This window comes from Vibrio aquimaris, from assembly GCF_009363415.1.
GTDB classification, from domain to species: domain Bacteria; phylum Pseudomonadota; class Gammaproteobacteria; order Enterobacterales; family Vibrionaceae; genus Vibrio; species Vibrio aquimaris.
Genome location: NZ_CP045351.1, coordinates 525,882 through 539,653 on the forward strand (window position 1 = coordinate 525,882; position 13,772 = coordinate 539,653).

At 41.1% G+C, this 13,772-nt stretch carries 12 protein-coding genes; 3 read left to right on the plus strand and 9 right to left on the minus strand.

What is annotated here, in order from left to right:
• Positions 1-230 precede the first annotated feature (230 nt).
• Positions 231-680 (minus strand): redox-sensitive transcriptional activator SoxR, encoded by a 450-nt coding sequence (gene soxR, locus FIV01_RS16745; protein ID WP_152432126.1) that lies wholly within the window; start codon positions 678-680, stop codon positions 231-233.
• A 204-nt stretch (positions 681-884) separates the two neighbouring features.
• On the opposite strand from soxR, the gene FIV01_RS16750 reads away from it, so the two are divergent.
• Positions 885-2,477 (plus strand): bacteriohemerythrin, encoded by a 1,593-nt coding sequence (locus FIV01_RS16750; RefSeq protein WP_152432127.1) that lies wholly within the window; start codon positions 885-887, stop codon positions 2,475-2,477.
• 83 nt (positions 2,478-2,560) lie between these two features.
• Here the strand turns inward: FIV01_RS16750 and FIV01_RS16755 are convergent, their stop codons facing one another.
• The 6 genes from FIV01_RS16755 to FIV01_RS16780 are packed head-to-tail and all read right to left on the minus strand — an operon-like array spanning position 2,561 to position 7,819.
• A complete protein-coding gene (locus FIV01_RS16755; protein WP_152432128.1) occupies positions 2,561-3,220 on the minus strand; it encodes an HAD family hydrolase in 660 nt (219 codons plus the stop codon).
• A gap of 2 nt (positions 3,221-3,222) precedes the next feature.
• Positions 3,223-4,242, minus strand: coding sequence for an ABC transporter ATP-binding protein (locus tag FIV01_RS16760; protein ID WP_152432129.1), 1,020 nt, complete (start codon positions 4,240-4,242; stop codon positions 3,223-3,225).
• Positions 4,242-5,027 (minus strand): ABC transporter permease, encoded by a 786-nt coding sequence (locus tag FIV01_RS16765; protein ID WP_152432130.1) that lies wholly within the window; start codon positions 5,025-5,027, stop codon positions 4,242-4,244. Before FIV01_RS16765 ends, FIV01_RS16760 begins: the two co-directional genes overlap by 1 nt.
• Positions 5,028-5,031: 4 nt before the next feature.
• Positions 5,032-5,883: an ABC transporter permease gene (locus FIV01_RS16770; RefSeq protein ID WP_246210528.1), complete on the minus strand. Its 852-nt coding sequence runs from the start codon at positions 5,881-5,883 to the stop codon at positions 5,032-5,034.
• A gap of 50 nt (positions 5,884-5,933) precedes the next feature.
• The gene (locus FIV01_RS16775; protein ID WP_152432132.1) at positions 5,934-6,740 is read right to left on the minus strand and encodes an alkaline phosphatase family protein; all 807 of its coding nucleotides are present in this window, start codon (positions 6,738-6,740) and stop codon (positions 5,934-5,936) included.
• An 11-nt stretch (positions 6,741-6,751) separates the two neighbouring features.
• Entirely contained in the window at positions 6,752-7,819 is a 1,068-nt protein-coding gene (locus tag FIV01_RS16780) for an ABC transporter substrate-binding protein (protein WP_152432133.1), read from the minus strand.
• Between the two features lie 214 nt (positions 7,820-8,033).
• On the opposite strand from FIV01_RS16780, the gene FIV01_RS16785 reads away from it, so the two are divergent.
• Positions 8,034-8,759, plus strand: coding sequence for a UTRA domain-containing protein (locus FIV01_RS16785; RefSeq protein WP_152432134.1), 726 nt, complete (start codon positions 8,034-8,036; stop codon positions 8,757-8,759).
• A gap of 17 nt (positions 8,760-8,776) precedes the next feature.
• Here FIV01_RS16785 and FIV01_RS16790 read toward each other — a convergent pair whose 3' ends face one another.
• Positions 8,777-10,687: a methyl-accepting chemotaxis protein gene (locus tag FIV01_RS16790; RefSeq protein ID WP_152432135.1), complete on the minus strand. Its 1,911-nt coding sequence runs from the start codon at positions 10,685-10,687 to the stop codon at positions 8,777-8,779.
• 269 nt (positions 10,688-10,956) lie between these two features.
• On the opposite strand from FIV01_RS16790, the gene FIV01_RS20895 reads away from it, so the two are divergent.
• The gene (locus FIV01_RS20895; protein WP_152432136.1) at positions 10,957-12,615 is read left to right on the plus strand and encodes a methyl-accepting chemotaxis protein; all 1,659 of its coding nucleotides are present in this window, start codon (positions 10,957-10,959) and stop codon (positions 12,613-12,615) included.
• A 256-nt stretch (positions 12,616-12,871) separates the two neighbouring features.
• Here FIV01_RS20895 and FIV01_RS16800 read toward each other — a convergent pair whose 3' ends face one another.
• The gene (locus tag FIV01_RS16800) at positions 12,872-13,720 is read right to left on the minus strand and encodes a MalM family protein (protein ID WP_152432137.1); all 849 of its coding nucleotides are present in this window, start codon (positions 13,718-13,720) and stop codon (positions 12,872-12,874) included.
• Positions 13,721-13,772: the final 52 nt, after the last annotated feature.

The window sequence follows — 13,772 nt, forward strand, 5'->3', positions numbered from 1 at the left end:
TAAAAAGGCGTAGAAAGGGGGGATGAGAAATTAAAAGACAATCTACCTCACACATAAACCTCTAGAACTGGTCAGAAAATTACCAAATAGCGCTGCCAATAGTGATAGAGCTGACAATTGGTGATGAAAAAATAGTATGGAATGTAGAATTACAACAATCCGCCGAATGTTAAAAATTAGATCTTCAACCTGCTGTTTAGTAAATTTTTTGGCGCCTATTCATCGTTGCATTAAGTCTCTGACCACTCCTCAGGATGCGTTAGCATAGTCTTGCCTTCGAAAGATTTTGCTCTGATGTCTTTAGGGTTATATATGGCGCATGACTTCATCGATAAACAGCCACAGCCAATACAACTTCCCAAGTCATCTTGAAGCGCTTCAAGCTGACGAATACGATGTGCTAGCAAGTCATGCCAATTTGAAGCCATTTGATTCCATTGCTCTCTTGACGGTGCCTGATGTTTGGGTAGGAAAGACAGGGATTGATTGATTTCTTCTAAAGTAAGCCCCACTTCTTGCGCGGCCTTAATCACAGCCAGCCTGCGTAAAACCTCACGATGATAACGACGCTGGTTACCTTGATTTCGCCAGCTGGTAATCAGCCCTTTTTGCTCATAAAAGTGCAATGTGGACACTTTTACACTTGCTCTTTTGGCAACCTCACCAACTGTCATTTCCATACCGTGTCATCCATCGTTATTTACCCAGCTAATCATCTGAATAGTAAAAGAAATATATAAATATATCATACCTTAGCTTCCGGCAAAAAGTCTGTTCGATAGAGTTTCTCAAGGATGAAAAATCATGCTGGTTAAATGGGGGATATTACAAACTTTAGCCTAAATTTATAGATAGGAACAAAAGTACCACTTGGGAGTGACAAGATGTTTGGCAATATTGCGGATAGACTCAGTCAATGTCAGCCTTGGCAATGGATGACTATGTTAACTTTACTCATCATTCCAAGCGCAGTGCTTTGCATAAAAGCCAATTCATGGACAGGTTTAGCATTTTTGGTCTTATACCACTGCTTAGTGATGGTATTGTTTAGCGCATTTAATCAAATACTTGCTCAAGTAAGAGGCGCAGCCAAGCAACTTTCGGAGGGTGATTTAACCACTCGGATACCACTTGAAAGCAACAAACGCCTATCACTTTTCCAAACCGTAAATCGAATTGGAGAAGATATCTCTCGCACCATTCAAGCTCTGAGAAAATCTACCGCTAAATTGCTTGAAGTTGCTGAAGCAGTCCAGAAAGACTCAGAGCTTTCTCAAAACGGTGCTATTGAGCAGAAACAAGATGTCGATAGAGCACAATCCAATGTCACTCAGCTTTTTGAGATAACCCAGCAAGTTTCAGAGTACTGCGAATCGACCGCTTTGCTCGCAAAAGATGCCAAAAGTAAATCTGCCCAAGGCACAAAGGATATGGTTGCACTGGAAAATGCACTGGACAATGCCCACCAACATATAGACAGTTCCAATGCACATTTTCAGTCTCTAATGGAAGAAACCACACAAATCAGCCAAGTCATGGAAACCATCAGTAGTATTGCGGAACAAACCAACCTCCTTGCACTTAATGCAGCCATTGAGAGTGCGCGCGCAGGAGAGCAAGGGCGCGGATTTGCTGTTGTGGCAGATGAAGTCCGAACTCTAGCCATGCGAACTCAGGAAGCAACGGAAGAAATCAGAAGTAAGATTAGTAACTTACAGCTTAAAACGGACGATGTCTTAGAGACAATGAAAGAAAATAAATCGAGTATGGATAAATCATTAGAGCTGACCACTACTGCCGAGAATACATTTAAAGAGTTGAGCCAACAAATTGATGAAGTGTATGAATACGGACAAAAAATTACTCGCTCATCAGAGGAGCAGCTTAAACAAACTGAAGATCTAAATAGTTGTCTTCAACAAGTAACTGATGAGGCTGAAAGCAACGTAAAATCCACCAGAGAAACCCTGAGAGTCAGTTTTATGGTACGCAACCTATCTGGTGAAATAGACTCATTGCTACACAGATTTGAAACTAGCCAAAACCAAGTTGAGCTGGAAGATAGCCAAAGAGATAAACTGATGACTTGGAACGATCAACTTGATATTGGCCTTAACGAAATTAATCGACAACATCAAACCTTATTACATCTCATTAATGACTTAAACCATCTACTCAAACATAACTATGGCCTTTCAGCAATCAAACGCGTAGTACAAGGCCTTATTGACTACACCGCCAATCACTTTAAATATGAGGAAATACTGTTTGATCAAATTGGCTACCAGCAAACTGATGAACATATGAAGAAACACAGCCAACTGGTTGAACGCGTTCTTGATTTTCAAAAACGCGTTGAAAAGGGCGAAGACATCGGGGATGAGCTGATGCAATTTTTGAAAAATTGGTTGGGCCAACACATCATGATTGAAGATAAAGCTTATGCTGAATCTTTTAAACAACACGGTATTGAGTAGTGTTAGCTTTTAATACGTGATCGCTGGCTATTGGTCCCGTAACTTCCTCAGTAAACGAAGCTTCAATGGCTGTGATACTAAGTTTAATCCCAGCTCAGCTTCGGCCAATTATAACGTTCCCCGTGCTCAGCTAATTGTGGACATGGATTAACAAGATAAGCCTGGTCGGCAAACTCGCAAAGCGGAAGATCATTAATAGAGTCGGTATAAAAGTGAATATCCGTATACTGTTCAGCCATAGAAGCCAGCCATTGCTCCAAACGAGTCACTTTACCCTCTCGATAGCTCGGAACGCCCTGAATACGAGATGTGTAGCGGTTGTCTTTGATCTGCAAATCAATGCCAAGTGCATTGGTTATCCCAATTTGCTTACCGACAGCTTGAACAAGAAAAGTAACACTGGCGGAAATTATCAACATATCAATATTGTCTTTTAGCAATGATTCTATTAATGATGCTGCTTGAGTAAATTGCCGACCAAGTATCTCGCTCTTTACACACTCTTCAACCAGCTTATCCACCTCATTAGTAGAAAGCTCTGACAAAGGTGCCATGGCAAAATCCAAATACTCTTGCATATTCATTTTGCCTTGAATGTATAAATCCATTAAACGCTTGTCTTCGCTTAGAAACTCCGGCTGATTCACAACACCCTTCTGAACTAAAAACGAGTTCCAAATCATTGAGCAATCGCCATTAATCAGTGTTTCGTCCATATCGAAGACGTATAAAGGTTTCGACATAATTACGCTCTAACGGGTTGAATTTCATTGAGGTTGAACAGCAATTCTAGCTGACTGCCATTAGTGAGAAGACGCTCTGAGGTGCGGTTCAATAAATCGACTTCCAGTTCGCACTGCGCAATCCTTACCTGGTAGCGAATAACATTACCCAAAAGTTGGTGACCGATAATAGTCCCACCGTACGGCGCTGAAATGCCTTGCCCATATTTTCTACCTTGCTCTTTAACGTAAATAGATTCTGGACGAATAGCCAGCGTGCACTGAGTATCAATATTGAACAGTCGCTTGGCAAGTTGAGATTCGATGAGATTATAATGTCCCATAAAGCTCGCAACAAACTCATTAGCTGGATGTAAATAAATTTCTTCAGGCGTATCTGCTTGAATAATCTTACCTCTATTCATCAAAAAAATACGATCTGACATGATCATAGCTTCTTCTTGGTCGTGCGTAACAAAGATTGTCGTTAAATTCATTTCTTTCTGAATATCACGAATTTGTTGACGAAGGTGCTTGCGTATCTTTGCATCAAGAGCAGATAATGGCTCATCAAGTAGTAAGATTCGAGGTTTTACAACCAACGCACGAGCAAGTGCTACACGCTGACGCTGACCACCGGATAATTGGTGTGGATAGTGCTTTTCTTTACCCTCTAGATCAACAAGCTCAATCACTCTTTTCACTTCACGTTTTATCTCATCACCACAGAGTTTTTTCATTTTCAAACCAAAGGCAATGTTACCTTCGACTGTCATATTGGGGAACAATGCATAAGATTGAAACACCATACCAATACCGCGTTTCTGAGGTGAATGGCGAGTTATGTTTTCTCCTTGAACCCATATTTCGCCCGAATCGATTGAATTTAAGCCTGCAATACTTCTGAGCAAAGTCGACTTCCCGCAACCACTTGGCCCGAGAAGAGTAACAAATTCGCCTTGTTCAATCGTAAAACCTATATCTTCGAAGACGGTATTGTCACCAAAGCACTTAGTAAGATTATTTGCTGTTACATAGCTCATTATTGGGCACCTCTGCTAAAACGGCCTGCCAACCAAGTCAATAAGAAAATAAATAAAAAGTAAGTCATAACCAAAGCTGAGGTAAAATGCCCGCTTGTCTGACGTATGTTGTACAAATAAATTTGTAGCGTTTCGTAGCGTGTTCCAACCAATATATTGGCGAAAACAAACTCTCCAAACAGGAAAGAGAAGCAGAGAAACAAAGATACCATCAGGCCTTTTCTCAAATTGGGCAATACAATAGAAATAAAGGCTCTAGTGCTGCTCGCACCAAGCAAATGGGCAGCATCCATAAGATCATGCAGATTTATTGCTTCAAAATTATTGGCAATCGCTCGATACATAAAAGGTAAAGCGATCGTGAAATAAGTCCCAATCAAAATCCATGGAGTACCAACGATAGAAATACCACTACCCGCATAGAGCTGAAGTAAACCTACTGAAGAAACTACAGGTGGTACTGCAAAAGGAAGTAATATCATCATATTCATGTACTTATTCATCTTAGGAAAATAGTAGAACACAACAAATATTGACGGAAGTATCACAACGATACTCAAAACTAATGAAGCGATACAAATCAGTATTGAACGACCAAAAGCTTTTAAAAATCTCGGTTCAGTAAATAATTTAATATACCAGTCAAAGGTATAGCTTTCGGGTAGGACTGTTGCCCCCCAACGTGAAGAGATCGAGTAAATTAAGGTCGCCAAAATGGGAACCAACATAGCACCTATAATACCCATCACTACCACTTTATGAAAGTGAGTATTAATATTACTCATCGGTTTATTTCCTCGGTTTAGCCACAGTGTAACTTTTCGCTACGAGCCACTGATTAATCACCGCAACAAAAGTTAACAAAAGCATTAATAACACAGAGATGGCTGCAGCAAGATTAGGTTCGAGAAACAAATCCCCCGATACAAGACTGGCAATGCGTATGGTGATTAAGTTGTAATTACCAGAAGTTAAGGCGTAGACGCTAGCATAAGCCCCAATCGCATTAGCGATTAGTATAACCAAAGTGCCAAGTAGTGCTGGAAAGAGTATAGGTAGGGCGACTTTGAGCCAATATTGACAAGAACTGGCACCTAATAAAACTGAAGCTTCTTGCCAATCATCGTTTAATGCATCAAATGCAGGATACAAAAGTAAAACACCTAATGGAATCTGAAAATAGGTATACATCGCCAGTAGGCCCCATTTACCATAGAGGTCGAAATCGCCTAGTAATCCATGCTGTTTCAGCAAAAGCGTTATTGCCCCATTTGTTCCCAAAATGATGATGAAAGCAAAAGCCAGAGGTACACCTGAGAAATTGCTACTCATATTTGTAAAGGCAATAACTCCTTCTCGGATTTTACAATCCACGCGACGCAGAGAAGAAACCAACAAAGTGGCAATAGTCAGACCAAATAGGCTCGACCATATTGACAGCCAAAGGCTGTTACCAAAAGCCTGTATCATAAATGGGGAGCTCAAGACCTCAATGTAGTTTTCGAGTCCAATTTCGCCTTCGTAGACAAAGCTATTCAATAAAACCCAGAGCATAGGAGCCAATTGGAACAAGTAAAAAAGAATACCAAATGGCACCATCCATACTATCGGCGCTAAGTATGTAAGCCGCCGCAATAGCATCACACTACGAGGCTCGACATTTATCCGGTCAGACATAAATTCAGAACGTCTCATGGTGCCAATAATTCCTGTCTATATGATTTTGTATGCTCTATATTGAGGAGTTGGCAAACTGTTCCACATATCTCAGTTTGCTTAATCTGACAATCACAGTGACTAAAAGCATCTCCGATCACAAATAAAGGGACTTCACGCTCTTCAGGTAACATACCGCCATGAGAGCAATCGTTATTCATTCCATGATCACTCGTGACTATGATTTGATATCCATCAGCAAGCCATGACTCGATATAGTGAGATAAAATAATGTCAGCTTTTCTCGCACAATTTCGATACTGTTGAGAGTCAAGACCATGCTTGTGACCCGTATCATCAATATTCATCGGATGTATCAACAAGAAATCTGGCTGATAGTTACCGCGTATATGCTCTGCATCTAAGAATACCGCTTCATCAGGATAATCGTCCCAATAGTAAAAGCAGCCATGTTGAATATTTAAAGTTTCATCATGGGTGTAACGATCGTTCTTAGGCTCAAACGGGGCTTTATTATAAAGCTCACTAACCCAGTGATACGCTGCCGCACCTGTCACTTTAGCGTTTGATTTTGCAAGACTAAATATCGACTCTTGATTTGATAACCGGACAATATCGTTATTAACAATGCCACTATCTACAGGACGCACACCCGTCAAAATACATTCATACAAAGGGCGTGAAAGGGAAGGCAATTCACATTGCACAGTGTAGAGAGACGCTCGTTGTTGCTCCAGAAGACCACTGAGGTAGCCCATACAATCACGGGCTACTTGGAAATTAAGTCCATCTAGAACAACGAGGATAACCTTGTTGTTCATTTCTTAGACTCTTATTGTTGATAGATAAGTACGCTTTCTTGCCATTGACGTGGCAGTCTACGCGCTGACTTTTCCCACTCAGAGAAGTTAGAGACAGGTTGAACATTACCGTATTGGTCATTAGCGATAAGCTTATCTTGAACAGACTTAGGTAGAGTCACATTAGTGCGAATAGGTCGAGCGTAGCCTTCTGCTAGATTGATCTGCCCCTGGTCACTAAAGATATATTCACGCGCTAACTTAGCTGCGTTGGGATTTTTGGCGTACTTATTGATGATTGTGGTATAGCCAGAAATTACTGAGCCGTCTTGTGGAATAGTGACAGTAAAACGATCACTATCGATCTTGTCTCGATAGTTTAGGGCATTAAAATCCCACATTATAGCAACTTCAACCTCACCTTTTTCCAAGTTTGCCATGCTAGGGTCAGTAAACGAAAGACGACCCTGTTTCGAAAGTTGAGCAAAGAACTTGATTGCGGGATCGAGGTTAGATTCATCGCCACCATTGGCAAAAGCAGCCGCAAGGACAGCATTATTAGCTTGGGCAGCCACACCAACATCACCAACCGTTACTTTATAGTCACCTTTTAGTAAATCTTGCCACGTCTTAGGAGCAACTTTCACCAAGTTATTATTGGTAATAAATGAAATAGTTCCTGTGTAGGCCAGAGCCCAGTGACCATCCTCATCTTTTGCCCATTCAGGGATATCGTCCCACGTTGTTGGCTTATAGGCCTGCGTAACTCCCTTTTTAACCGCTACACGCGCAAAAGCAAAGCCTACATCACCTATATCAGCAGTAGCATTATCTTTCTCCGCCGCAAATTTGGCAATTTCTTGGGCAGAACTCATATCCGTATCTTGGTGTTCAATACGGAAATTCGCTCTCATATCAGACCATGTATCTTTCCAGTTAGCCCAACTATCCGGCATCCCTACACTGTATACTTGACCTTCTTTTTGAGCGGCCTGAACCAGTGATTCGATACCAGCATCTTGTGCGTTTGTCGATGTTGAAAGTACCAATGATGCAAAGAGCAAGGGTATGGTGTTTGATCTAGTTAATAATGCTTTCATTATCTCAATCCTTTTTTGGACTAGGTCAGTAAAAACTCAACCCGAATGCTAGGAGTAAAGTATGACAATTACGTGCTATTGATTTGACAGTTTGACTGGTTTTTAATGTCATTTGTGTTTCATCCAAAAAATTAGCTTAAAGTTTGCACTGTCATATTTCTGTTATATCAGTACTTTATGCTCTAGCGGTTTATACCATTGGACTAGGTCAACCATGAATTCAGCTATCGATTATCGCTCGTCTACACAACTAGGTAGTATCAAACATTATCTAAAACACTGGATTCAATCGGGGACGGTTTCTAAAGGAGAGAAATTGCCTTCGGAAAGAGAGCTTAGCCTGCTCTTCTCAACCACACGCATCACTATTAAGGACGCTTTAATATCACTTGAAACAGAAGGGCTTATCTATCGAGAAGAACGCCGTGGATGGTATGTTTCACCTGAGCGCCTATGCTATAACCCACTAGCACGAACTCATTTTCATCAAATGGTCAAAGAGCAAAATAGAAGCGCAGAAACAAGGCTAGTCAGTACTCGCACCGAAGTCGCCATTGGAGAATACGCACAAACTCTAGATATTGATAAAATCACTCAAATTCATATTATCGAAAGGCTTCGCTATATAGACGGAAGAGCGGTACTGTTTGTTGAAAATGTACTGAAATCATCACTATTCGAAGGTATTTTATCTGAAAATCTTACGTTGTCGCTTACCGACATTTACCACAAAAAATATGGATATCATACTCAGCGTTCGCAGTTTGATGTGTTAACAACTTCCGCTCCAACACATGTAGCTAAGGCACTCAACATTGCATCGGGTCAATCTGTTCTTAAGATTTTCCGCGTCAATTATAAGCAAGACGGCCAGCTCATGGACGCCGAGTTCGAATATTGGCGCCCAGATGCTGTGATGATCCGTGTTGGGAGTAAATAAATCGGTGGCAAACGAAGTTATGACAGCTTGAAACGGCCAACAATATCAGACAAACGAGTGTTTATTTCAGCAATACTATGCGCATCTTCAAGCGCTTGTTTACCGTTGTTATCAAGTTCACCAACAATGTCATTAATTGCTGTCATGTTTCGACTTAGCTCTTGTGTTACGCTATTTTGCTCCTGAGCCGCTGCGGCGATTTGTGTGCTTAAGTCGTTAATTTCAGTAACAAAGTCCGTCATCACATCTAGGCTCTCCGCAACTTGCCCCGCACCTTCAGCGGTTTGTCCACACTTGTCTTTGGTTGATTCCATAGAATCCACCACCGATTGACTTCCTTTGAGAAGACTGGCAAGCGCCGTTTCAATTTCTTCGGTACTCTCTTTTGTCCGACTCGCTAAGTTACGAACTTCATCAGCCACCACTGCAAAACCGCGCCCTTGCTCACCTGCTCGAGCAGCCTCAATCGCAGCATTCAACGCCAACAAGTTGGTTTGCTCTGCAATATCACCGATAACACCTAAAACTGTATTAATCCCATCGGTTTCCGACGCCATCTTATTCACGTTTTCTGAAGCAACACTGACATCTTCAACCAAATCCTGAACATTCGTTTGTGCTTGCGTCACAGTAGCCTTGGAAGTATTACCCGCTTGGTTTGCTTTTTGCGTGAGTTGAGCGGTATTCGCAGCATCAGAGGCCATAGATTCTGCCGTTGAGTTCATCTCTTCAATCGCGGTGACGACTTGCTCTGTTTCTTGCACATGATTTTGTAATATGGATGAGCTGTGCTGACTCTGTTCGCGCATTCTTTCAACGTTGCCACTAAGCTGACTTGTCGCTTCGCTGATTTCAAGCATCATCGATTGTAAGCTCGCGATGAATTTATTGACACCCTCAGAAATCATACCTAAATCATCATGCGTTTTGACTTCAATTCGTTGAGTCAGATCTCCATTACCATCACTCAGACCAGCAATCGTCTCTTTAAGCACCAAAATTGGGCGATATAAGACTTGCATGACGCCAAGCGTAACCAGAATACTGATCATAGACGCAAGAAGAGCGGTAATAATGGCTTCATATTTTGCTGCATGGAGATCCGCAAAAACAATATCTTTGTCTAAACCAACAACAAAGTACCACTTTTTACCCGCAATATTGATTTCATGCGAAAAGACCAACTCCTCTATCTCGTCTTTTTTACCCTCGTAGACAACTTCCACCTGGCCTAACGTTCTTTTTGCGACAGTGTCCAGCCAAGGATATTTGGCCGTTTTATTACCCGCTTGAATGTCATCAACGGACGAAGCCAAAATGGTGGTGTCGCTATTCAATATGACCGCAATAGCGCCTGGAATCTCATTGGCATTTTTGGCAATTTCATTTAAAAAGCTCAACTGCATATCGACAGATATCATACCGCTGAGCGTCTTTCTTACTATCGAGATCCAGTAGACATCCCCTTCACTTCCCATATAAGGTTCTGTTAATACGGCAGAATCATTTTTTCGAGCCAGCTGGTACCAACCACGAGTGGTGACATCACCATCAAACTTATGATTTGGCCAAGTTTTAGCGGTTTGATTCCAGTAAGCATCACCATTAGTGAAGGCCACGACTGAGCTGTTTAGGTTGGCAGCATTGGCGATGGTATGAGTCAGTTCGATAATCTCTTCTGGCGTACCTGTTATCTCTTTATTAGAAAAGTACTGACCCAGCTTATCCAAACCGCCCACTTTTTCTTCTAGTTGAGCTGAAATCTTTAGAGCTTGACCTTTAACATAACTTTGGTTTGAGGCCGTAATCAACTCAACAAGATTCGCTTCTTGCTTGATGTAGGCAATGTATTTTGACACAGATACAGAAACCACAACCAATGCACTAATGGAAATGAGCAATAACTTTTTAAATCCCAAGTTTCTCATCTCATACCGTCCTTATTCTGTCTGAACACCATCACCCCTCATGTTTGAATTTGAACAGGGGGACAATCTGGAGTTTATTAATAATTTTGCCAATAACATTGTGGTATCGATACCAACAAACGCCAAATTTTAAGAAAATAGATATTGAATATTACTGTATCAAAGCTCAGGCATGAGCCTGCCAAGCAAACCGAACATAGTAAAAATAAGTTCCTAAACTATGCTCTAGTAATGGATGAATACTTGTGAAATAAAAGCAAGGAGAGCGTATGGGGTTCTTTAGTAAAGTTAAAATTAGGGCCAAGCTTCATTTTATAACTTCACTCATCATGGTATCCATAGTCTTGATCATTGCAATAATAATTAGTAATGCTGAAGCTATTCAGAAAGACTTCACTGAGTATGATAAAGCCGCAGTGGAGAGCCAAAAGCTGATTCTGATGATAAACAGAGATATGAATTATATTTCTAGGCTAAGTAGAAGCATTATGCTTGGCGACGATTTCGATAGCAACTTTAAAAAACTAGCTTCAACAAAAAAGAATATCCAAGAGCATTTTTTAAACTTAAATCGTGCCATAAAGTCCATAACAAACAAAAGTACGTATGAAGACTTAACCATTTTGGTAAAGAAATCCGAATCTGATACTATGGCATTCCTCAACGACGGTTATGATAGAATGGCAACTTTAGCGACTGTCGAGAGAACTACCCCAGTATTAAGCCAAGCATGGATCGGCTACAAAAAAGGTGCATCACCATTTGCTATAAACGCCAGGAAAAGTTTCTCTGAATTAGTGGCATACCAAAGCACTGTCAGGGACAATCTTAAGCAATCAGCAATGAATTCTATCGCAAAGATGACTACCAATACCATGGTAGTAGGAGTAGCTTTTCTATTAATTACAGCTCCTGCTATCATGTTTATAAGCAAGGGAATTATATCCTCCGTAGAGAAGGTCAAAAGTAAAGTTGAATCGATTGAGAAAAGTTCAGATCTTGCGCAAAGGATAAAGATCACATCCAACGACGAATTAGGTAGCCTAAGTGAGTCACTAAATCTTATGTTAGCAACATTTCAAAGCAGTATTCAAACCGTGTCCGAAACCTCAAATTCGCTTGCTAACACAGCAGAACAAGTAGCTGGCACTACATTCAAAACAGCCCAGTCAGTATCGGGACAGCAATCAGAGTTGAACATCGTCGCCACAGCCATTAGCGAAATGACTAGAAAAAATAAAGAAGTTTCCGAATACGCAAGCAACGCTGAGTCATACGCTAAAGATTCAGACAAACAAGCACAAAAAGGCCAACAGGTCGTCAAAACGGCTATCAATGCAATAAATACCTTAGCCTCTGAAATTAATTCAGCCTCAGTAATTATCAAGGAACTCAAGGACGACAGCAATAAAATCGGCAACATCTTGGATGTCATTGAAAGCATTGCAGAACAAACAAACTTGCTGGCATTGAACGCTGCCATTGAAGCAGCGCGAGCGGGTGAACAAGGCAGAGGGTTTGCTGTAGTGGCTGATGAGGTTCGGTCTCTAGCAAGCAGAACACAAGCATCTACCGAAGAAATACAGCAAATGATAGAAAAGCTTCAAAATGGAACAGACAATGCTGTAGTAGCTATGGACAAAAGTGAAATGCATGTTAACGATAGTGTAGAAAGCACCAAGATAGCAGGAGATGCATTGACATCAATAGCAGAGTCAATCACAAAAATTTCGGATATGAGTAGTCAAATAGCTACTGCCGTTGAAGAGCAAGGTAATGTATCCGAGGAAATAAATACGAATATGGCAAATATTTATCATGCTTCAGAAAAGACCTCTCAAGGAGCCGAACAGACCTCTAAGGAAGGTAAAAAAGTGGCCAGTTTGGCTGTCAACCTCGGTTCAATTGTATCTAGATTCAAAGTATAACAATAGCAAAGTAGCCCTTATCTTGATGATAAAAAAACCCAAATAAGGGCGGCATTATCCAGCCGAGATTCACTTGTGTTGATGTAAATGGTCAAACTGATTGGCTGCTTTGCTACCCCTCACTCCAACAAACATCCTCCGGATAGGACACCATAAGGCCCTAAAAATAATATGATTAAATGGCGTACTATTTAATGAAAAAGCTTGCTTAAACGGCTGCTCGCTAGGTCTGGAATGATTCGAAAATACAATACCGTTACAGACTCTTACTCTCCTCTACCGCTTTAACAAAGACTTGCTGAGCCCCCTCAACGTTTAGCGCTTTTGCCTCTTCTAATAGCCTAATCGCTTTATTAAGATCATCCTTAGCAACCGCTGATGCTATTGCTTGGTGATAGTATTTCTGTGTTTCAGGTTGAACGGCGTCAACCGTTTTTGCCATCATGGGCTGCGAGTTTGAGTTAGAAAATGAGTTTGATGTACCTAACTGTTTCAAGAAGCCAACCCTGTCAATGGAGACATTAACCAAACCGTATTGGGAATTGGGGATAGCGATATCATTAACTTCAGGTAAATAGTTTCCTCTTCCCTCAGCATATAATCTTGCAGGATGAGTCACCATGGTCGTTTTGCTAAGTTCAGATTTATCTGTGAAAATCAACAAATAAACACTTTCAACATCTCTTGGCGGAAAGAAATCGACCTCGGCACTTAAACGATTTCCTGCACCCAACCTTGGCGGTTGGTATTCAAACGCCTCTTCACCATAGCGTTCTAGCTCACGTCCACTTTTATCCAAAATAATCGCTCTCGGCACAAAGGCGGTTTCACCGATTTCACTTGTAATATTTATTGAAAACTCTCCCCTATCTGCAGGTAGCTCAAACAAGGCTACAGGGCTATCAATATCGTGATATTTAAGTGTCTGAGACTTTGGGGTAAGACTCACGCTTTTATTGCTGGGTAATTTCATTTGAACAGACTGAAGGTCTGATACCACAGTTACCTGCTTTGTATTCGCGACACTAATCTGTTCAACTACCTCTGGGGACTGGCATCCAAGTAAGGCAATGCAACTACTAAGAGCAAAGATACGAAAATACATGATGTCTTCCTTATTTGAATTTTTTATTATTGGCCGACAATACCAATAAAAA

Coding starts and splice junctions, on each gene's coding strand:
- FIV01_RS16755 (WP_152432128.1), bottom strand. CDS start 3,220: ATGTCGAAACCTTTATACGTCTTCGATATGGACGAAACACTGATTAAT.
- FIV01_RS16790 (WP_152432135.1), bottom strand. CDS start 10,687: ATGAGAAACTTGGGATTTAAAAAGTTATTGCTCATTTCCATTAGTGCA.
- FIV01_RS16765 (WP_152432130.1), bottom strand. CDS start 5,027: ATGAGTAATATTAATACTCACTTTCATAAAGTGGTAGTGATGGGTATT.
- FIV01_RS16785 (WP_152432134.1), top strand. CDS start 8,034: ATGAATTCAGCTATCGATTATCGCTCGTCTACACAACTAGGTAGTATC.
- FIV01_RS16750 (WP_152432127.1), top strand. CDS start 885: ATGTTTGGCAATATTGCGGATAGACTCAGTCAATGTCAGCCTTGGCAA.
- FIV01_RS16775 (WP_152432132.1), bottom strand. CDS start 6,740: ATGAACAACAAGGTTATCCTCGTTGTTCTAGATGGACTTAATTTCCAA.
- FIV01_RS16800 (WP_152432137.1), bottom strand. CDS start 13,720: ATGTATTTTCGTATCTTTGCTCTTAGTAGTTGCATTGCCTTACTTGGA.
- FIV01_RS16760 (WP_152432129.1), bottom strand. CDS start 4,242: ATGAGCTATGTAACAGCAAATAATCTTACTAAGTGCTTTGGTGACAAT.
- FIV01_RS16770 (WP_246210528.1), bottom strand. CDS start 5,883: ATGCTATTGCGGCGGCTTACATACTTAGCGCCGATAGTATGGATGGTG.
- soxR (WP_152432126.1), bottom strand. CDS start 680: ATGGAAATGACAGTTGGTGAGGTTGCCAAAAGAGCAAGTGTAAAAGTG.
- FIV01_RS16780 (WP_152432133.1), bottom strand. CDS start 7,819: ATGAAAGCATTATTAACTAGATCAAACACCATACCCTTGCTCTTTGCA.
- FIV01_RS20895 (WP_152432136.1), top strand. CDS start 10,957: ATGGGGTTCTTTAGTAAAGTTAAAATTAGGGCCAAGCTTCATTTTATA.